Below are 18076 nucleotides of genomic sequence, written 5' to 3'. Positions count from 1 at the left end.
ACGCGGAGCGTGGGAACGATCATTACGTCAGGAAGTGCCACATCAGCAGCGTGCCCACCAGGCCCACCACCGACACAATGGTCTGCAACACCGACCACACCCAGATCGTCTGCTTCAGCTGCAAGCCGAAGTACTCACGCACCATCCAGAAGCCGGCATCGTTGACGTGGCAGAAGAACACCGAGCCGGCACCAATCGCCAGGGCGACCAGTGAGCTTTGCGTCGCCGCCAATCCCGCCATCATCGGCGCGAGGATGCCCGCCGTTGTCGTGGTGGCGACGGTCGCCGACCCCGTGGCCTGACGCAGCGCCACCGCAATCAACCAGGCCAGCAACAGGTACGGCATGTGCGCGCCTTCGGCCACCTTGCTGATGGTCTGGCTCACGCCGGCATCCAGCAGGGTTTGCTTCAACCCGCCACCGGCGCCGATGGTCAGCAGCAGCACCGCGATCGGCGCCAGCGCCTTGCGCAGGGTGTTGCCGACATCGGCCCGCGGCATGCCGCTGGCCCAGCCCAGGCAGATCACCGCGGCAATCACCGCCAGGCCCAGCGCGATCAACGGCTCACCGAGGAACTTCAAGGTCAGTGCCACCGGGCTTTCCGGCGACATGGCAACCTTGGCCAGGGTGCTGCCGAGCATCAGGATCACCGGCAACAGGATGATCAGCAGCGACACACCAAAACTCGGCTGGCGCGGCGCCTTGGGCGGTGCGCTGAACAGCGCGCCAATGTCGGCCGGCTCATCCACGTGCATGCGCTTGGACAGCCAGTTGCCGTACAACGGGCCGGCCAGAATCACGGCCGGTACCGCCAGGCAGAAGCCCAGCAACATGGTCAGGCCCAGGTCGGCGTGCAACGCGCTGACCGCAATCAGCGGCCCCGGATGCGGTGGCATCAAGGCGTGCAGGGTGGTCATCCCCGCCAGCGCCGGAATTGCGATTTTCAGCAGCGGCTGGTTCGAACGCTTGGCCATCACGAAGATGATCGGCACCATCATCACCAGGCCCACTTCGAAGAACAGCGGCAGGCCAATCACCATCGCCACCAGCGCCATCACCCACGGCAATGACTTGCCTTTACCCAACCCCAGCAGGGTGGTGGCGATACGGTCGGCAGCGCCGGATTCGGCCATCAACGCGCCGAGCATCGAGCCCAGGGCAATGATGATCCCGGCTTCACCGAGGATCGCCCCGGCGCCTTTGCTGAAGGCCTTGGCCACTTCTTCCGGCGGCAAGCCCGCGCCGACGCCGGCGATAAACGTACCGATCAGGATCGACAGGAAGGGCGGCAGCTTGGTCGCGCTGATCAACACAATGATGCTGGCGATGGCCAGTAATACGCAGAACATGAGGCGGGTGTCGTGAACCATCCACGCGGCAGTCGATAACTCCAAAACGGGACTCCTTATCGAACAGGTTGGCTAATATGTTTCTTTTTGTTTCCTGCTCGAAAAGCATACCTGATACAACGGTTCCAGAGCGTTCATGTTCAATTTTGGTGCGTATGGCTTAACGCTCAGCTGACGGCGAGATGACAATTTTGCAACTCGTGCCGGTGGTTTTGGCCTATAGCTCTATGATCAACCGGACGACCACCCACGAGGATATTTCATGAGCGCAGGACACAGCCACGCCCAGGTACGCGCCGGCCACGAACGGCTGTTATGGATCGCATTGGCACTGACCGGCAGCTTTATGATCGCCGAGGTGATCGGCGCCTTTATCACCGGCAGCCTGGCGCTGTTGTCCGATGCCGCGCACATGATGACCGACGCCCTGGCGCTAGGGATTTCCCTGGTGGCGATCCAGGTCGCCAAACGCGCCGCCGACCGCAAGCGCACCTTCGGCTATGCGCGTTTCGAGATCCTGGCGGCAGCGTTTAATGCGCTGCTGCTGTTCGGCGTGGCGTTCTACATCCTGTATGAGGCGTATCAACGCTTGCAGGCGCCCGCCGAGATCCAGTCCACCGGCATGCTGGTGATCGCGGTGCTGGGGCTGATCGTCAACCTGATTTCCATGCGCCTGCTGAGTGCGGCCAGCGGCGAAAGCCTGAATGTGAAGGGCGCTTACCTGGAAGTCTGGAGTGACATGCTCGGCTCCATCGGCGTGATCATCGCGGCGCTGGTGATCATGTACACCGGCTGGGGCTGGGTGGATTCGGTGGTGGCGGCAGCGATTGGCTTCTGGGTGTTGCCCCGCACTTGGACGCTGCTCAAGGAAAGCATGAACGTGCTGCTGCAAGGTGTGCCGGATGGCATTGATATCGACAAGGTGGAGCAGGCGATTCGCGGCGTTCCCGGGGTCAAGGACGTGCACGACCTGCATATCTGGGCCCTCACCAGCGGCAAAAATGTGCTGAGTACTCATCTGGTGGCGGATTCTGCCCAAGGCAGCGAGCAACAGATCCTCAGCCAGGTGACGGAGTTACTGCATGAACAATTCGATATTTCCCACGCCACGATCCAGATCGAGGGCGAAGGTTTTCAGCATGACGAGCACGACGAGGTGCACGCCTGACCGTCACTCACGGTCTTCCAGCACATAACCCACGCCGCGCAAGGTATGGATCAACTTGCGCTCGAACGGGTCATCGATCTTCGCCCGCAGGCGGCGGATCGACACTTCCACCACATTGGTGTCGCAATCAAAGTTCATGTCCCACACGAACGAGATAATTTGCGTGCGCGACAGCACCACGCCGCTCTGGCGCATCAGCAGGTGCAGCAGGGCGAACTCCTTGGTGGTCAGGTCGATGCGCTGCAAACCGCGAAACGCCCGGTGGCGGCCCTGATCCAATTCCAGGTCGGCCACCCGCAACACATCCGGCACCGGCGAATGCACGCTGCGGCGCATCAAGTTGCGCACCCGCGCGAGTAATTCGGGGAACTCAAACGGCTTGACCAGGTAATCATCGGCGCCCAGGTCCAGGCCCTTGATCCGGTCGGCGAGGCGGCCCTGGGCGGTCAGCATCATGATGCGGGTGCTGCTGTTCTGGCGGATGCGTTGCAGCACGTCCCAGCCATCCATCAACGGCAAATTCACGTCGAGCATCACCAGGTCGTAGGCGTGCTGGCGAGACAAATGCAGGCCGTCGGCGCCGGTGGCGGCACAGTCGACGATATAGCCACTTTCGCTCAATCCCTGATGTAGATAATCGGCGGTTTTAGGTTCGTCTTCGATAACCAGAATACGCATGTCGAGGATCCCGCTGGGCAGTGGAAAAGTTGCCAGGAGCTTAAAGCAAAAGCCCGCGCCAGAGCCGTTGCTAACGGATTTGTAATGTTCTGGCCACTCCTCTGATAAGTACCGAAAGTTACATTGCCCACCTGTTAATTCATGGGCATGGAACTATTGTTATGCCAACTTTTGTCCGCACGTTTATCGGCGCTTCGGTGCTGTTGCTGATGACGGTCCAGGGCGCAAACGCGCAAACCCTGACCCTCGAATCGGCCCTGCAAACCGCCTTCGCCAACAACCCCGACATGGCCGCTGCGCAGTGGGAAATCGACATCGCCCAAGGCGGTCGCCAGCAGGCCGGTTTGATTCCGAATCCGGTGGCCTCCTGGGATGCCGAAGACACCCGCCGCAACTCGCGCACCACCACCGTAAAACTGAGCCAAACCCTGGAACTGGGTGGCAAGCGCGGCGCCCGGATTGATGTCGCCACCCGTGCCCAGGAGGCGGCCGCACTCACCCTGGAACAGCGCCGCAACGGTCTGCGAGCGGAGGTCATCGACGGTTACTACGGTGCACTTCGCGCCCAGGAACGCCTCGACCTGGCCCAGCGCTCATTGGCATTGGCCGAGCGCGGCCTGGTGGTGGCCAGTGGTCGCGTCACCGCCGGCAAAACGTCCCCGGTGGAAGCCACCCGGGCCCAGGTGCAACTCTCGGAAATCCGCCTGGAATTCAACCGCGCGCAGATGGGCCTGACCGATGCCTACCGGCGTCTCGCCGCCAGTACTGGCGCGGCCAGCACCGATTTCCAGGCCGTCGCCACCCAAGCCCAGGCCGCCCCGGCATTACCGTCGCCCGCGCAGCTGCTGGCGCGCCTGGAACAGACCGCCGAACTGCGCCTGGCCGAGCTGCAAATCGTCCAGGGCGAAGCGGCCCTGGGCCTGGAAAAAGCCCAGCGCATTCCCGACCTCGACGTGTCCATCGGCAGCCAATACGACGCCAGCGTGCGCGAGCGGGTCAACGTGGTGGGCGTGTCGATGCCGATCCCGCTGTTCAACCGCAACCAGGGCAACGTGCTGGCCGCGAGTCGCCGTGCCGACCAGGCCCGCGACCTGCGCAACGCCGCCGAACTGCGCCTGCGCACCGAAACCCGCCAGGCCCTGGACCTTTGGCAAACCGCGAATACCGAAGTGCGCTCGTTCAACCAACAGATCCTGCCCGCCGCACAAAGCGCGGTGGACAGCGCCACCCGTGGTTTCGAGATGGGCAAGTTCAACTTCCTCGACGTACTCGACGCCCAGCGCACCTTGATTGCGGCCCGCACCCAATACCTCGCGGCGACGGCCCAGGCCACCGAAGCCTGGGTGCGCATCGAACGGATTTACGGCGACCTCGCCCGGTTTTGATTTTTTCAGGAGCGTTCCATGAACAACAAACACAGGATGGCACTGGCCGTTGCGCTGATGCTGGCGTGGCCGGCCATCAGCGGTGCGGCAGAGGCGGAAGAAGAAGGCAAGATCGAGCTGACCGAACAGCAGGTCCAGGCCGCCGGTATTCAACTGGCCCCGGCGCAATCCCGGCAGATCAGCACTGTGCTTTCGCTGCCGGGCGAGGTGCGTTTCGACGAAGACCGCACCTCCCACATCGTGCCGCGTGCTGCCGGCGTGGTGGAGTCGGTGCAGGTCAACCTCGGCCAATCGGTGAAGAAGGGCGAGCTGCTGGCAGTGATCGCCAGCCAGCAGATTTCCGATCAGCGCAGTGAACTGGCGGCCAGTGAGCGCCGGGTGGTACTGGCCCGCACCACCTTCCAGCGCGAGCGCCAGTTGTGGCAGGACAGGATCTCCGCCGAACAGGATTACCTGCTGGCGCGCCAGGCGCTGCAAGAGGCCGAAATTGCCCTGAACAATGCCCGGCAAAAGATGAACGCCCTGAGCGGCAGCGCCGTATTGGTCGGCGGCAATCGCTACGAACTGCGGGCGCCGTTCGACGGCGTAGTAGTGGAAAAACACCTGGGTGTCGGCGAAGTGGTGAGCGAGACCAGCAACGCCTTCACCCTGTCGGACCTGTCCCAGGTGTGGGTGACCTTCGGCGTGTTCCCCAAGGATTTGAACAAGGTCCGGGTCGGCAAACCGGTGAAGGTCACGTCCTCGGAAATGGGCACCGAAGTGCTCGGTACCGTGGCCTATGTCGGCAACTTGCTGGGGGAGCAGACCCGCACGGCCACCGTGCGCGTCACGGTGCCGAACCCCGACGCTTCGTGGCGTCCAGGGCTGTTCGTTTCCGTGCAGGTCGCCACCGACACCTACCCGGCCAAGGTCACCGTCCCCCAGGAGGCAATCCAGACCGTCGAGGACAAACCCTCGGTGTTCGTGCGCACCAGCGACGGCTTCATGACCCGGCATATCGAACTGGGCGTCAGCGAAAACGGTTTCGTCGAAGTGCGCCAGGGCCTCGACGCCGGCGCGCAGGTGGCCACCGTCGGCAGCTTCATCCTCAAGTCCGAGTTGGGCAAGGCCTCGGCCGAGCACGCCCATTGATCCTGCGAGTGATTCCCCATGTTTGAGCGCCTTATCCAATTCGCCATCGAGCAGCGCATCATCGTGCTGTTGGCGGTGCTGTTGATGGCCGGTGTCGGTATCGCCAGCTATCAGAAATTGCCCATCGACGCCGTGCCGGATATCACCAACGTCCAGGTGCAGATCAACTCGGCGGCGGCGGGTTTTTCGCCGCTGGAAACCGAGCAGCGCATCACCTTTCCCATCGAGACCGCCATGGCCGGGCTGCCGGGCTTGCAGCAGACCCGCTCGCTGTCGCGCTCGGGCTTGTCCCAGGTCACGGTGATTTTCAAGGACGGCACCGACCTGTTCTTCGCCCGCCAGCTGGTCAACGAACGCTTGCAGGTGGCTCGCGAGCAACTCCCCGATGGTATCGAAAGCATGATGGGGCCGATCTCCACCGGGCTCGGGGAAATCTTCCTGTGGACCGTGGAGGCGAAAGACGGCGCGCGCAAGGAGGACGGCTCAGCCTATACGCCGACCGACCTGCGGGTGATCCAGGACTGGATCATCAAGCCGCAACTGCGCAACGTGCCGGGGGTGGCCGAGATCAACACCATCGGCGGGTTTGCCAAGGAATACCAGATCGCCCCGGACCCCAAGCGCCTGGCGGCCTACAACCTGACCTTGGGCGACCTGGTCACGGCGCTGGAGCGCAACAACGCCAACGTCGGCGCCGGCTACATCGAGCGCAGCGGCGAGCAATTGCTGATCCGTGCGCCGGGGCAAGTCGCGTCCATCGACGACATTGCCAACATCGTCATCACCACTTCCGACGGTACGCCGATTCGGGTACGCAACGTCGCCCAGGTCGACATTGGCCGCGAGCTGCGTACCGGCGCCGCCACGGAAAATGGCCGCGAAGTGGTGCTGGGCACGGTGTTCATGTTGATCGGCGAAAACAGCCGCACGGTGTCCCAGGCGGTCGCGAAAAAACTCGAAGAGATCAACCGTTCGCTGCCTGAAGGTGTGGTGGCCGTCACCGTCTACGACCGCACCAACCTGGTGGAAAAAGCCATCAGCACCGTGAAGAAAAACCTCTTCGAAGGGGCGCTGTTGGTGGTGGCGGTATTGTTCCTGTTCCTGGGGAATATCCGCGCCGCGCTGATCACCGCGATGGTGATTCCCCTGGCCATGTTGTTCACCTTTACCGGGATGTTTACCAACAAGGTCAGCGCCAACCTGATGAGCCTCGGCGCGCTGGATTTCGGGATTATCGTGGATGGCGCGGTGGTGATCGTCGAAAACGCCATCCGCCGCCTGGCCCACACCCAGCAGCGCCACGGGCGATTGCTGACCCGCAGCGAGCGCCTGCATGAAGTGTTTGCGGCGGCCAAGGAAGCGCGGCGCGCGCTGATCTTCGGGCAACTGATCATCATGGTGGTGTACCTGCCGATCTTCGCCCTCACCGGGGTGGCCGGGAAGATGTTCCACCCGATGGCGTTCACCGTGGTGATCGCGCTGCTGGGGGCAATGATTCTGTCCGTGACCTTCGTGCCGGCGGCCATTGCGCTGTTCGTCACCGGCAAGGTCAAGGAAGAGGAAAACCTGGTGATGCGCAGCGCACGCCGTGTCTACGCGCCGGTGCTGGATTGGGTGATGGCGCGCCGGCCGCTGGTGTTCGGCCTGGCGGTGCTGGCCATCGTTGCGTCGGGCCTGGTGGCCAGTCGCATGGGCAGCGAATTTATCCCCAGCCTCAGCGAGGGTGATTTCGCCCAACAAGCGTTGCGGGTGCCGGGCACCAGCCTGACGCAGTCGGTACAGATGCAGCAGCAACTGGAAAAGACCTTGATGGCTGAGGTGCCGGAAATCGAGCGGGTATTCGCCCGCACCGGCACCGCGGAAATCGCCTCCGACCCGATGCCGCCGAACATCTCCGACAGCTACGTGATGCTCAAGCCCAAGGACCAGTGGCCCGACCCGAAGAAGTCCCGCGAGGCAATCATCGCCGACATCCAGCGCGCCAGTGCGATTGTGCCGGGCAGCGTGTATGAACTGTCGCAACCGATCCAGCTGCGCTTCAACGAACTGATTTCCGGCGTGCGCAGTGACGTGGCGGTGAAGGTGTTTGGTGACGACATGGCGGTGCTCAACAAGACCGCCGGGGAAATCGCCGAGACCTTGCAAACCCTCAAGGGCGCCTCGGAAGTGAAGGTGGAACAGACCTCCGGCCTGCCGGTGCTGACCATCAATATCGACCGCGACAAGGCTGCGCGTTTCGGCCTGAACGTGGGCGATGTGCAAGACACGATCGCCGTCGCCGTGGGTGGGCGCCAGGCCGGGACGATGTACGAAGGCGACCGGCGTTTTGACATGGTCGTGCGTTTGTCGGACGCGCTGCGCACCGATATCGAAGGCCTGTCGCGGCTGTTGATTCCGATCCCGGCGCTGGCGAATAACGCGGCGGGGCAGTTGGGTTTTATCGCGCTGTCGGAAGTCGCCAGCCTGGACCTGGTGCTCGGCCCCAACCAGATCAGCCGTGAAAACGGCAAACGCCTGATGATCGTCAGCGCCAACGTGCGTGGGCGCGATATCGGCTCGTTTGTCGAGGAAGCCGGGACGGCCATCGACACTCAGGTGAAAATCCCCGCGGGCTACTGGACCACCTGGGGCGGCCAGTTCGAGCAGTTGAAGGAAGCTTCCGAGCGCTTGCGCATCGTGGTGCCGGTGGCGTTGCTGCTGGTGTTCGGGTTGCTGTTCATGATGTTCAACAACCTCAAGGACGGGCTTCTGGTGTTCACCGGGATTCCCTTCGCGTTGACCGGCGGGATCATGGCGCTGTGGCTGCGGGACATTCCGTTGTCGATCTCGGCGGGCGTGGGTTTTATCGCGCTGTCGGGGGTGGCGGTGCTGAACGGGTTGGTGATGATTGCGTTCATTCGCAACCTGCGGGAAGAGGGGCGCTCATTGTCGGTGGCCATCAACGAAGGCGCCCTGACGCGCTTGCGCCCGGTGTTGATGACGGCGTTGGTGGCGTCGCTGGGGTTTATCCCCATGGCCCTGGCCACCGGCACCGGCGCCGAAGTGCAGCGCCCGTTGGCGACGGTGGTGATTGGCGGGATTATTTCGTCGACGCTGCTGACCCTGCTGGTATTGCCGGCGCTGTATCACTGGGCGCACCGGCGTGAAGAACAGGAAGACCGCCCGATGCCTGGCCAATAACCTGTGGCGAGGGAGCAAGCTCCCTCGCCACAATGGGTTATTGGCAGATAGCGTTGGTATGAAGGGGAAACACCAACCGAAACACAGTGAAATCTCCGGGCTCGCTGCTGACTTCTGCCCGGCCTTGATGCAGGGTCATGATCGACCGCACGATGGCCAGCCCCAGCCCGGTCCCCCCTTCGGAGCGGGCGCGGCTGCTGTCGACGCGGTAGAAACGCTCGAACAGGTTCGGCAGGTGGTGCGCTTCAATCCCCGGGCCCGGGTTGCCCACCGACAGCGAGACTTGCTGCCCGTGGGTTTCCACCTGCAACGACACCGTGGAAGCGTGTGGCGTATGACGGATGGCATTGGACAACAAGTTGGAAATCGCCCGCTGAATCATCAGGCGATCGCCATGCACCGAGGCATCACCGTGAAGGCTCAGGCTCAGTTGCTTGTCTTCGGCACTCAACGCAAACAGTTCCATCACCCGGCGTGCTTCAGCGGCCAGGGACACGGGCGCAAACGAAACCCGCGCCGCCGGGTGGCTGACCTGTGCCAGGAACAGCATGTCGGAAACGATCCGCGCCAGCCGCTCCATTTCTTCGGTGCTGGATTCCAGCACCGCCTTGTACTCCTCGGGCGGGCGCTCCCGGGACAACGTCACCTGGGCCTTGCCCATCAAGTTGGTCAGCGGTGCGCGCAGCTCGTGGGCCAGGTCATCGGAGAACTGCGACAGCTGCTGCACACCGCCATCCAGGCGCTGCAGCATGAAGTTGATGCCCTGCGCCAACTCGCCCAACTCGTTGGGCAAGTTATCCACAGCCAGGCGGTGGGTCAGATCCTGTGTGGTGACCTTGGCCGCGACGCGGCTGAACTGTTGCAGCGGTGCGAGCCCGCGTTGCACCACCCACCACGCGCCGATGCCGATCAGCAGCAACAGCAGCGGCAGGGCGATCACCGTGGAACGCAGGTAAGCACTGAGCAATGCCTGATCGTCCATGCGGTCCAGGGACAGCAGCACCCGGACGCGTTCGCCGCTGGACAGGCGCATCAGGCTGGAGGCGCTGAGCACCTGGTTACCGTTGCTGTCGTCCCAGTTCAGGTAACCGAGGGTCTGGCGTGGTGCGAAGTCGGTCAGCAACGGTTCCTGTGGCTTGGCACCGACGCTCAGCAGCACCGCTTCATCGGGTGCGGTGCCGACGATGGTCAGGTAGAAATTGTCATGCCCCATCACCAGGTCCATCAGCGAATGCGGGCGGGCCTTTATGTCGCGGGTGTCCAGGCCGAGGGCGAGGCTGTGCTGGATCTGCTCCATCTTGCTTTCCAGGCCCTTGCGCGCCAGTTTCTCAAGCTCGTGGGTCAGCGCCAGGTAGGCCAGTGTCGCGAGCAGCACCACCAGGCCCGCGCCCATCAGGCTCACCGTCAGCCCGAGGCGCATCGACAGGCTGCTGGCTTTCATTGGCGGGCCTCCAGCACATAGCCCACGCCGCGAATGGTATGGATCAGCTTGACGTCACTCTGGTCATCGACCTTGGCCCGCAGGCGGCTGATGGAGACCTCCACCACGTTGGTGTCGCAGTCGAAATTCATGTCCCACACCAGGGAAATAATCTGCGTGCGGGTCAGCACTTCGCCGGACTGACGCATCAGCACATGCAGCAGCGCGAACTCCTTGGTAGTCAGGTCAATGCGCCGGGTGCCGCGATAGGCGCGGTGGCGGCGCGGGTCCAGTTCAAGGTCCGACACGCGGAAGACTTCCGGCACCGGTATGTGCTCGCTGCGGCGCAACAGCGTACGCACCCGGGCCAGCAATTCGGGGAATTCGAAGGGTTTGACCAGGTAATCATCGGCGCCCATGTCCAGGCCCTTGATCTTGTCAGTCAGCCGGCCACGGGCTGTGAGCATCATCACCCGTTGGTTGCTGTCGCGGCGCAGTTGCTCAAGCACTTCCCAGCCGTCCTTGGCCGGCAGGTTTACATCGAGAATCACCAGTTCATAAGCGTGTTGCCCGGCCAGGTGCAGGCCGTCCACGCCGCTGGCGGCGCAGTCGACCACGTAACCGCTTTCGGTCAGGCCCTGCTGCAGGTAGGCGGCGGTTTTTTGCTCGTCCTCAACCACAAGGATACGCATGGGGGTTTACCTTTTACTGATAGAGAGAGACTGAAATTCGAATTTTCCGAAGCCTGAAGGCTGAAGTAGCTACAGGGTCAATCAGCCAGTTTGTGACTGGTTGTTGCGTTGCAGAACGGGCGGGCAAAAAAAACGCCCCATCCGGGGCGTTAAAAATTCATCTCTTTCCAAAGGAGCTACACAAAAGCTTCAGAGATGAATGTGCTCGGTGTGCGCCGTTCAGATCGACTGCTTCTGTGCGTCGGCGGGCGCGGTCTCGGCCACGGACTGTTCACCGTGGACCTGCTGCTGTTGCTGGCGGAACTCGGCGAGGAACTGCCGGGAGCGGTCGGCGCCGTCGTCGGCGAATGCGAGGGTGGAAGTGGCGCCGAGAAAACTGATCAATAACAGGTGGGATGGCTTCATGACGTGTCTCCAAATAAGGCGTGTGCCGTTAGTTGTGACCAGTATATGAAGCGCAACTTAACGAGAAGGTGAGGCGCATATTACAGTTCTGACAGGCTTCAATTTGTGAACAGATGTTAGTCAACGGCAAATGAATGTAAGCATTTGCCGTTGTGTTCATTTACAGAATTGCCAATGGGTATTCGACAATCAACCGAACTTCTTCCAAGTCCGACTCAAAGGCACTTGAGCGAACGGTCGCCTGGCGCAAACGCAGCGACAGGTCTTTCAAGTTACCGCCCTGCACCACGTACTTCGCCTCGATATCCCGCTCCCAGCGGCGTTGATCGGTCAGCGGGTCGCCGGCCGCGTCACGGCGCATGTACACGCTGTTGGCGTTGCTATAGTCGGCGCCGGTACCTTTGCCATAGCGGGTCATGAAGGTCAGGCCAGGAATGCCGAAGGCCTGCATGTCGAGGTTATAGGCGAGCATCCACGAGCGTTCCCTGGGCGAGTTGAAGTCGCTGTACTGGATCGAGTTGTTGAGGAAGATCGAGTCCGACATGCGCAGGTAGTCAAAGTCGTCATCGCCGTTGTTGCGCTGGTGCGACAGGGCCAGGCTGTGGGCGCCGACCTTGACCCCGAGCCTGGCGCTCCAGATGTTGTTATCGAACTCGCCAAGGCGTTTCTTGCCCTCGTCCACGGCCTTGTAATAGTTGAAGTCGCCAAACAGCGACACGTCATCGTTCAGCGGGTAGCTGGCGGCGCTGCCGAAGTAGTACTGGTCCCAGGCATCCTTCAGGCGGCTGGTGTACAGGCTGACGCTGAGGTGTTTGTTCACCTGGTAGTCGCCGCCGGCATAGCCGATCCAGGGTGAATCCACCTTGCCCGCATAAAACGTCGCGAAGCCTTTATCCATGCCGCTTTGAGTAGGCTGGCTCATGCCGCTCAAGTGCCCGGCCTGCAAGCTCAATCCGTCAATGCTGGTGTTTTGCGCGGTGACGCCACGGAAGCTTTCCGGCAACACCCGCGAGTCGCCGTAGGCCACCACCGGGGTCAGCGGGAACACGTCACCGGCCTTGATCACGGTATCCAGCAGACGCACTTTTACCGCGCCGCCGAGCTTGCTGTAGCCATCCTCGGGGTGGTTGTCGCTGTCTACCGGCAGTACGCCGAACGAGCCCTTGCCGCCGCTGCGGCCGGTGCCGGAGTCGAGTTTCAGGCCATACATCGCAAACGCATCGAGGCCGAAACCCACCGGACCCTGAGTGAATCCGGATTCGAACTTGCCGATAAAACCCTGGGCCCAGGCTTCGGAATAGCCATTGCCGGTGGGGCTCGACTGGCCCTTGCGGTCATCGCGGTTGAAGTAGAAGTTGCGGGCCAGCACGTTCAAGGTGCTGCCTTCGATAAACCCTTCGGGTTTTTCTTCCACGGCCATGCCTGACAGCGGGGTGAGCCCCGCCAGGGCGGCAATCATGGAGAGTGAAAATGTGCGGTTAGTGCTCATGTAGCGCTCCTCGGTAGTGGCAGCTATCAGCTTCTTATCGATGGGGCATTCTTGTTGTGATGGCGCCCGGGCAGATAGTTGCAAACACGAGATAACGGCGAGGTGGCGCACAGATTACAATTTTGGAATTTCAATAAAACATAACGGATAAGTAATCTGTCGGTGAACTTTGCGACAGGCTTGGTTAGTTATTCTTGCTCTGAACTTTTAATTCAATAAGTCAGACGAGGACGCCCTCATGAATACCCTGAAAACCACTGTCGCTGCATTGGCCCTGATCGTTTCCGCCGGCGCGATGGCCGAAGGTGGAGGCGACCGCACCTTCGCCCAATTGATGCAAAACAATGAGCAAGCCATGGCCGCCTACGCGGCCAGAAAGGGCAAGCCTGCGCCCGAGGTGCTGGTGTATCGCTACGGCATGAAGCTGGACATTGCCAAGGTGGTGAATGTCACGCCGCCGATCCGCTCGTGCAGCGCGGTGCCGTCACGCATGACCTACGAAGACTCCACCGGCAAGCTCAACACGCTCCACTACCAAGTGATGGGCATCTGCCGTAACAACGGCAGTTGAGGGGCTGAAAAAATATAGTTGGGCAATGGGCTAAAGCTCTCTTAAGAAAATGCCGGCAGCGCCGATGCAGGTCAGATCCCGCCCTCATTTGCCCACCGGTGCTTCCATGTTCAACACCCGTCTCAAGCAGGAGCTGTCTGCTCTTCGCGAAGAATTATCCAGTTTGCAGCAGGTCAAGGAGAGCCTGGAAAGCGAAATGATGGCCCTGACCCTGGATCCCGAAGGGCGCATCGAATCCGTCAATGCCATCTTCCTTCAAGAGATGGCTTACCAGGCAAGCCAGCTGCAAGGCCGCCTGATCGAGGATCTGGTGCCGGCGCACGTCAAGCACGACACTTTTCAACTGCGCTTCACGAACGCCCTGGTGCGTGGCGAACACTTCGCCGGTTCCGTACGCCTGATGCGCGGCAACGGCAATGAGGCGTGGCTGCGCTCCATCGTGCAACCGGTGCGTGGCAGTGACGGGCGTATCAAGCATATTTCGATGTACTCCAGCGACCTGACCCGCACTATCGAGGCGTCCCGCGAGCACGAAAACCTGATCACCGCGCTGGTGCGTTCCACGGCAGTGATCGAGTTCGACCTCAACGGTAATGTACTGACGGCCAACGACCGTTTTCTCAACGGCATGGGTTACAGCCTGGCGCAGATCCAGGGCAAACATCACCGGATATTCTGTGAGCCGCAGGATGCCGGCAGCGTCGAGTACCAGCAGTTCTGGAAGCGCCTGAACGCCGGTGAATTCGTCGCGGGCCGCTTCAAGCGAGTGGACAGCCACGGGCGGGTGGTGTGGCTGGAGGCTTCGTATAACCCGGTGCTCGACGCCAACGAGCGGCTGTACAAAGTGGTCAAGTTCGCCACGGTGATCACCGACCAGGTCAACCAGGAACAGGCCGTGGCCGACGCGGCCAACATCGCCTACAGCACCTCGCTGCACACCGACAGCAGCGCCCAGCGCGGCACCACCGTGGTCACCCAGGCGGTGGAGGTGATGCGCGACCTGGCCAAGCACATGGAGCAGGCGGGTGAGGGCATTGAAGCGCTGAACGCCCAGTCCCAGGTGATTGGCAGCATCGTCAAGACCATCAGCGGCATCGCCGAGCAGACCAACCTGCTGGCGCTCAACGCCGCCATCGAAGCCGCCCGTGCCGGTGAGCAAGGCCGTGGTTTTGCGGTGGTGGCCGATGAGGTTCGGCAACTGGCGTCGCGTACCAGCAAGGCCACCGAGGAAATCGTCGGCGTGGTGCGCCAGAACCAGGACATGGCCCGCGATGCAGTGGCGTTGATGACCGATGGCCGCCTGCAGGCCGAGCAAGGGCTGGCATTGGCGGCCGAGGCGGGCACGGTGATCGTCGAGATCCAGGACGGCGCCCAGAAAGTGGTCAGCGCTGTAGGGCAATTCGCCAATCAACTGAGCAGCTAGTCACCCGGGCTCATGCTTGAGGTATCGTAGGTTTTTTTTCCGAGCCTTTCGTCCATGAGCCCTAACCATCGCCGTCCCGTCCCGCTGTCCAAGGCCTACCGCTTGCTCAACCACGGCCCGACCGTACTGGTCAGCGCCGCGCACAACGGCCAGCGCAACATCATGGCCGCGGCCTGGGCGATGCCGCTGGATTTCGAGCCGCCCAAAGTCGCCGTCGTGCTGGATAAGGCCACCTGGACCCGGCAACTGCTCGAAGGCGCCGGCACTTTCGTGCTCAACGTACCGTGTGCGGCCCAGGCCGATATCGTGCAGACCGTGGGCAACACCACCGGCAGCGAGACCGACAAGTTCGCCGCATATGACTTGCAGACGTTCAGCGGCGAACACACCGAAGCGCCGATGCTTGAAGGCTGCGTGGCGTGGCTGGAATGCCGCTTGCTGCCGGAACCGCATAACCAGCAGACCTACGATCTGTTCCTCGCCGAAGTGGTGGCCGCCCAGGCTGATGAGCGCGTATTCAGCGACGGTCGCTGGCATTTCGAAGGGCAGGATGCGCTGCGTACCTTGCACCATGTGGCGGGCGGGCATTTCCTGACGATTGGTGAGCCGATTGATGGGCGACAGCTTTAAGCCCAGTGCCAATTCTTCCGGTACAGCCTGGTTTTGTGGCGAGGGAGCTTGCTCCCGCTGGAGCGCGAAGCGGTCCCATTGTTTCCTGCCAATACACTTGGTCGGTAGATATACGACTGCTGCGCATCCGAGCGGGAGCAAGCTCCCTCGCCACAAAGGTTGTGTTACCACTGGGCTTTGCTGAGTGCCTCGGCAAACGCCATCAACTTCGGCGAGTACTGCCGCGATGGCGGATACACCAGCGATATCGCCCGACTGCGCCCGGCAAATTCCTCCAGCAAGGGCACAAGGCGCCCGGCCGCCAGATCTTCCCGCACCGCAAAGTCCATCACCTGGGCGATGCCGAATCCGCCCAGCGCGCCGTCCACCAGCGCATCGCCGATATCAAAGATCAACCGCCCCTCGACACTCACGTCCTGCACCCTGCCATCGAGCATGAACTGCCAGTCCACCAGCCGGCTGGTGCGCAGGTTACGTACGGTCAGGCAATTGTGGTCCTGGAGTTCATCGACGGTTTGCGGCGTACCAAAACGCGCGAGATAAGCCGGGGAGGCGACGGTGACCCAGCGCAGCGGTGGCAGTGCCCGGGCGATCAGGCGTTGGTCCTGGATGTCGCCGGTGCGCAGCAAGGCGTCAAAGCCTTCGTCGACGATGTCCACCAGGCGGTCGGTCATTACCGCTTCAATGCGCAGATCGGGGTATTGCAGGGTCAGCTCGCCGATCACCGGCATCACCACCTTGCGGCCAAACAACGAGGGCGTGCTGATCTTCAGCAAACCGGACGGTGAGGCACGGCGGTCGAGCATTTGCCGCTCAGCTTCGGCCAGTTCCGCCAGCAGCGGCGCGCTGCGTTCATACAGCATCTGCCCGTCGGGCGTGAGGCTGACGCTGCGGGTGTTGCGTTGCAGCAGGCGCACACCCAGCTGGTTTTCCAGCCGGGAAATGGCCCGGGACAAGCCCGATTGGGTCAGCCCCAGGTCTCCGGCGGCGCGAGTGAAACTGCGGGTTTCGGCGACGCGCACCAGCAGGCGAACAGCATTCAGATCCATGATTAAAGTCATTACTGAAAGAGTGATAGGGGTATTTATCATCTGTTGGGCATGAAAGAAACTGGCGCCTCTCATTTTCAGGCAGGACACTGTGATGTCTTCTTCTCGACCCTCTGGCTGGATGCTGTTGCTGCTGGCAACCGCGCAACTGATCATCGCCCTCGACGCGACCATTGTGTTTGTCGCGCTGCCCCAAATCGGCAGCCACCTGGGGTTTTCTGCCCAGCAATTGCAGTGGGTGGTCAGTGCCTACAGCGTGGCGTTTGGTGGCTTCCTGTTGCTGGGCGGTCGGGCGGCGGACCTGTTGGGCAAGCGGCGCTTGTACATGCTTGGCCAGTCTCTGTATGCGCTGTCTTCCCTGGCGGCGGTGCTCGGTGGCAGCGCCTTGCTGCTGGTGCTGGCGCGGGCGGTGCAGGGTGTGGGTGGGGCGCTGTTGTTCCCGGCCACGCTGGCGCTGATCAACACCCACTACGCCGAAGGGCCCGCGCGTAATCGGGCGTTTGCCGTGTGGAGCGCGGCGTCTGCGGCGGGCCTGGCATTGGGCGCGTTGCTCGGCGGCGTGCTGACCCAGGCCTGGGGCTGGGAAGCGGTGTTCCTGGTGAACGTGCCGTTGGCCGGCGCCTGCGCCCTGGCGGCGCGCTACTGGATTCCCGCCGATGGCGAACGGGCCCGCGGGCGCAACTTTGATATCAGCGGCGCGTTGACCGTGACGCTGGGCGGCACCTTGCTGGTGTTCTCCCTGGTGCAGGGGCCGGAGTGGGGCTGGGCGGCGCCGTCGACCCTGGGCTGCATGGCCTTGGCGTTGGTGCTGCTCGGATTGTTTGGGTGGATCGAACACCGGGGCCGTGATCCGTTGATGCCGCTTCGCTTGTTGGGCTATCGCGAGTTGCGCATGGCCATGGTGTTGACGGCGGTGTTCATGAGCAGCTTTGGCGTGCAGTACTACTTTTTGGCGGTGTATTACCAGCAGGTCTACGGCTACAGCGTGTTGCAGGCGGGGTTGGCGTTTTTGCCGGCGACGCTGGTGTGCACCGCGGGTATCTGGCTGGCGGAGCGTTCATTGGCGCGTCTGGGGTTGCGCAACACCCTGGTCAGCGGCCAGTTGGCGGGCGCGGTGGGTATCGCTTTGGTATGTGTGGCGTTGCCGACGGGGGCGGGGTTCTGGTCGTTGCTGCCGGGGATTTTCATCCTGAGTATTGGCCAGGGCATGACCTGGACGGCGATGTGGGTGGCCGCCGGGCTGGGCATCCGGCCGGGCGAGCAGGGTGTGGCGGCAGGCATGGCGTCCACCAGCCAGCAGATTGGCGGTGCGTTGGGGCTGGCGTTGCTGGTGTCGTTGGCGAACGCCGGTGGGTCGACGGGCGCGGCGCAGGCGGGCGGGATTGAGCTGGCGTTGTGGTGGAGCGCGGCGATTGCCCTGGCGGGTGCGGTGCTGGCGTTGGCCCTTAAGGAACGAGCTCCAGCGTCGAATACGATTTCGGCAGCGACATAGTTCAACTGTAGGAGC

15 protein-coding genes and 1 pseudogene are annotated in these 18076 nt (G+C 62.3%); 9 read left to right on the top strand and 7 right to left on the bottom strand.

What is annotated here, in order from left to right:
- Positions 1-22: 22 nt before the first annotated feature.
- A complete protein-coding gene (locus tag HX873_RS18425; protein WP_008437508.1) occupies positions 23-1393 on the bottom strand; it encodes a gluconate:H+ symporter in 1371 nt (456 codons plus the stop codon).
- A gap of 217 nt (positions 1394-1610) precedes the next feature.
- Here HX873_RS18425 and HX873_RS18420 point away from each other — a divergent pair, with 217 nt between their 5' ends.
- Entirely contained in the window at positions 1611-2516 is a 906-nt protein-coding gene (locus tag HX873_RS18420; protein WP_003214407.1) for a cation diffusion facilitator family transporter, read from the top strand.
- Positions 2517-2519: 3 nt separating this feature from the next.
- Here the strand turns inward: HX873_RS18420 and HX873_RS18415 are convergent, their stop codons facing one another.
- Entirely contained in the window at positions 2520-3194 is a 675-nt protein-coding gene (locus HX873_RS18415; protein WP_102604739.1) for a heavy metal response regulator transcription factor, read from the bottom strand.
- Between the two features lie 161 nt (positions 3195-3355).
- On the opposite strand from HX873_RS18415, the gene HX873_RS18410 reads away from it, so the two are divergent.
- The 3 genes from HX873_RS18410 to HX873_RS18400 are packed head-to-tail and all read left to right on the top strand — an operon-like array spanning position 3356 to position 8890.
- Positions 3356-4579 (top strand): TolC family protein, encoded by a 1224-nt coding sequence (locus HX873_RS18410; protein WP_177123015.1) that lies wholly within the window; start codon positions 3356-3358, stop codon positions 4577-4579.
- A gap of 18 nt (positions 4580-4597) precedes the next feature.
- Positions 4598-5710 (top strand): efflux RND transporter periplasmic adaptor subunit, encoded by a 1113-nt coding sequence (locus HX873_RS18405; RefSeq protein ID WP_177123014.1) that lies wholly within the window; start codon positions 4598-4600, stop codon positions 5708-5710.
- 18 nt (positions 5711-5728) lie between these two features.
- Positions 5729-8890, top strand: coding sequence for a CusA/CzcA family heavy metal efflux RND transporter (locus HX873_RS18400; RefSeq protein WP_177123013.1), 3162 nt, complete (start codon positions 5729-5731; stop codon positions 8888-8890).
- A gap of 37 nt (positions 8891-8927) precedes the next feature.
- On the opposite strand, the gene HX873_RS18395 is transcribed toward HX873_RS18400, so the two are convergent.
- The 4 genes from HX873_RS18395 to HX873_RS18380 form a co-directional block, all read right to left on the bottom strand.
- A complete protein-coding gene (locus tag HX873_RS18395; RefSeq protein ID WP_177020529.1) occupies positions 8928-10331 on the bottom strand; it encodes a heavy metal sensor histidine kinase in 1404 nt (467 codons plus the stop codon).
- Positions 10328-11002: a heavy metal response regulator transcription factor gene (locus HX873_RS18390; protein WP_003214417.1), complete on the bottom strand. Its 675-nt coding sequence runs from the start codon at positions 11000-11002 to the stop codon at positions 10328-10330. The genes HX873_RS18395 and HX873_RS18390 overlap by 4 nt, the downstream gene beginning before the upstream one ends.
- A 219-nt stretch (positions 11003-11221) precedes the next feature.
- Positions 11222-11407, bottom strand: coding sequence for a hypothetical protein (locus tag HX873_RS18385; RefSeq protein ID WP_008437498.1), 186 nt, complete (start codon positions 11405-11407; stop codon positions 11222-11224).
- A gap of 160 nt (positions 11408-11567) precedes the next feature.
- The gene (locus tag HX873_RS18380; RefSeq protein ID WP_134325732.1) at positions 11568-12896 is read right to left on the bottom strand and encodes an OprD family porin; all 1329 of its coding nucleotides are present in this window, start codon (positions 12894-12896) and stop codon (positions 11568-11570) included.
- A 238-nt stretch (positions 12897-13134) separates the two neighbouring features.
- Between HX873_RS18380 and HX873_RS18375 the strand changes: the two genes are divergently transcribed.
- The 4 genes and pseudogenes from HX873_RS18375 to HX873_RS18365 all read left to right on the top strand — a co-directional run bounded on the left by HX873_RS18375 (position 13135) and on the right by HX873_RS18365 (position 15520).
- Positions 13135-13467: a DUF2790 domain-containing protein gene (locus tag HX873_RS18375; protein ID WP_087693789.1), complete on the top strand. Its 333-nt coding sequence runs from the start codon at positions 13135-13137 to the stop codon at positions 13465-13467.
- 49 nt (positions 13468-13516) lie between these two features.
- A pseudogene (locus HX873_RS32125) lies at positions 13517-14350 on the top strand (PAS domain-containing protein); the annotation flags it as partial.
- 108 nt (positions 14351-14458) lie between these two features.
- On the top strand, positions 14459-14890 hold the full coding sequence (locus HX873_RS32120) for a methyl-accepting chemotaxis protein (protein WP_371132413.1): 432 nt from the start codon (positions 14459-14461) through the stop codon (positions 14888-14890).
- A 54-nt stretch (positions 14891-14944) separates the two neighbouring features.
- Complete coding sequence (locus HX873_RS18365) at positions 14945-15520, top strand: flavin reductase family protein (RefSeq protein ID WP_003214424.1); 576 nt, start codon at positions 14945-14947, stop codon at positions 15518-15520.
- A gap of 164 nt (positions 15521-15684) precedes the next feature.
- Here the strand turns inward: HX873_RS18365 and HX873_RS18360 are convergent, their stop codons facing one another.
- Entirely contained in the window at positions 15685-16569 is an 885-nt protein-coding gene (locus tag HX873_RS18360) for a LysR family transcriptional regulator (protein ID WP_102604731.1), read from the bottom strand.
- A 121-nt stretch (positions 16570-16690) separates the two neighbouring features.
- On the opposite strand from HX873_RS18360, the gene HX873_RS18355 reads away from it, so the two are divergent.
- Entirely contained in the window at positions 16691-18061 is a 1371-nt protein-coding gene (locus HX873_RS18355; RefSeq protein ID WP_214499967.1) for an MFS transporter, read from the top strand.
- Positions 18062-18076 lie beyond the last annotated feature (15 nt).

The sequence above is a fragment of the Pseudomonas sp. P7758 genome (genome assembly GCF_013386485.1).
Classification (GTDB): Bacteria; Pseudomonadota; Gammaproteobacteria; order Pseudomonadales; family Pseudomonadaceae; genus Aquipseudomonas.
Note: the sequence above shows the minus strand (reverse complement) of the source record. Positions and strands in the feature narration are given on the sequence as shown.

Bases quoted from the DNA above. Each gene is read 5' to 3' on its own strand.
- HX873_RS18420 (WP_003214407.1), top strand. From the start codon at position 1,611: ATGAGCGCAGGACACAGCCACGCCCAGGTACGCGCCGGCCACGAACGG.
- HX873_RS18415 (WP_102604739.1), bottom strand. From the start codon at position 3,194: ATGCGTATTCTGGTTATCGAAGACGAACCTAAAACCGCCGATTATCTA.
- HX873_RS18410 (WP_177123015.1), top strand. From the start codon at position 3,356: ATGCCAACTTTTGTCCGCACGTTTATCGGCGCTTCGGTGCTGTTGCTG.
- HX873_RS18405 (WP_177123014.1), top strand. From the start codon at position 4,598: ATGAACAACAAACACAGGATGGCACTGGCCGTTGCGCTGATGCTGGCG.
- HX873_RS18400 (WP_177123013.1), top strand. From the start codon at position 5,729: ATGTTTGAGCGCCTTATCCAATTCGCCATCGAGCAGCGCATCATCGTG.
- HX873_RS18395 (WP_177020529.1), bottom strand. From the start codon at position 10,331: ATGAAAGCCAGCAGCCTGTCGATGCGCCTCGGGCTGACGGTGAGCCTG.
- HX873_RS18390 (WP_003214417.1), bottom strand. From the start codon at position 11,002: ATGCGTATCCTTGTGGTTGAGGACGAGCAAAAAACCGCCGCCTACCTG.
- HX873_RS18385 (WP_008437498.1), bottom strand. From the start codon at position 11,407: ATGAAGCCATCCCACCTGTTATTGATCAGTTTTCTCGGCGCCACTTCC.
- HX873_RS18380 (WP_134325732.1), bottom strand. From the start codon at position 12,896: ATGAGCACTAACCGCACATTTTCACTCTCCATGATTGCCGCCCTGGCG.
- HX873_RS18375 (WP_087693789.1), top strand. From the start codon at position 13,135: ATGAATACCCTGAAAACCACTGTCGCTGCATTGGCCCTGATCGTTTCC.
- HX873_RS32120 (WP_371132413.1), top strand. From the start codon at position 14,459: ATGCGCGACCTGGCCAAGCACATGGAGCAGGCGGGTGAGGGCATTGAA.
- HX873_RS18365 (WP_003214424.1), top strand. From the start codon at position 14,945: ATGAGCCCTAACCATCGCCGTCCCGTCCCGCTGTCCAAGGCCTACCGC.
- HX873_RS18360 (WP_102604731.1), bottom strand. From the start codon at position 16,569: ATGGATCTGAATGCTGTTCGCCTGCTGGTGCGCGTCGCCGAAACCCGC.
- HX873_RS18355 (WP_214499967.1), top strand. From the start codon at position 16,691: ATGCTGTTGCTGCTGGCAACCGCGCAACTGATCATCGCCCTCGACGCG.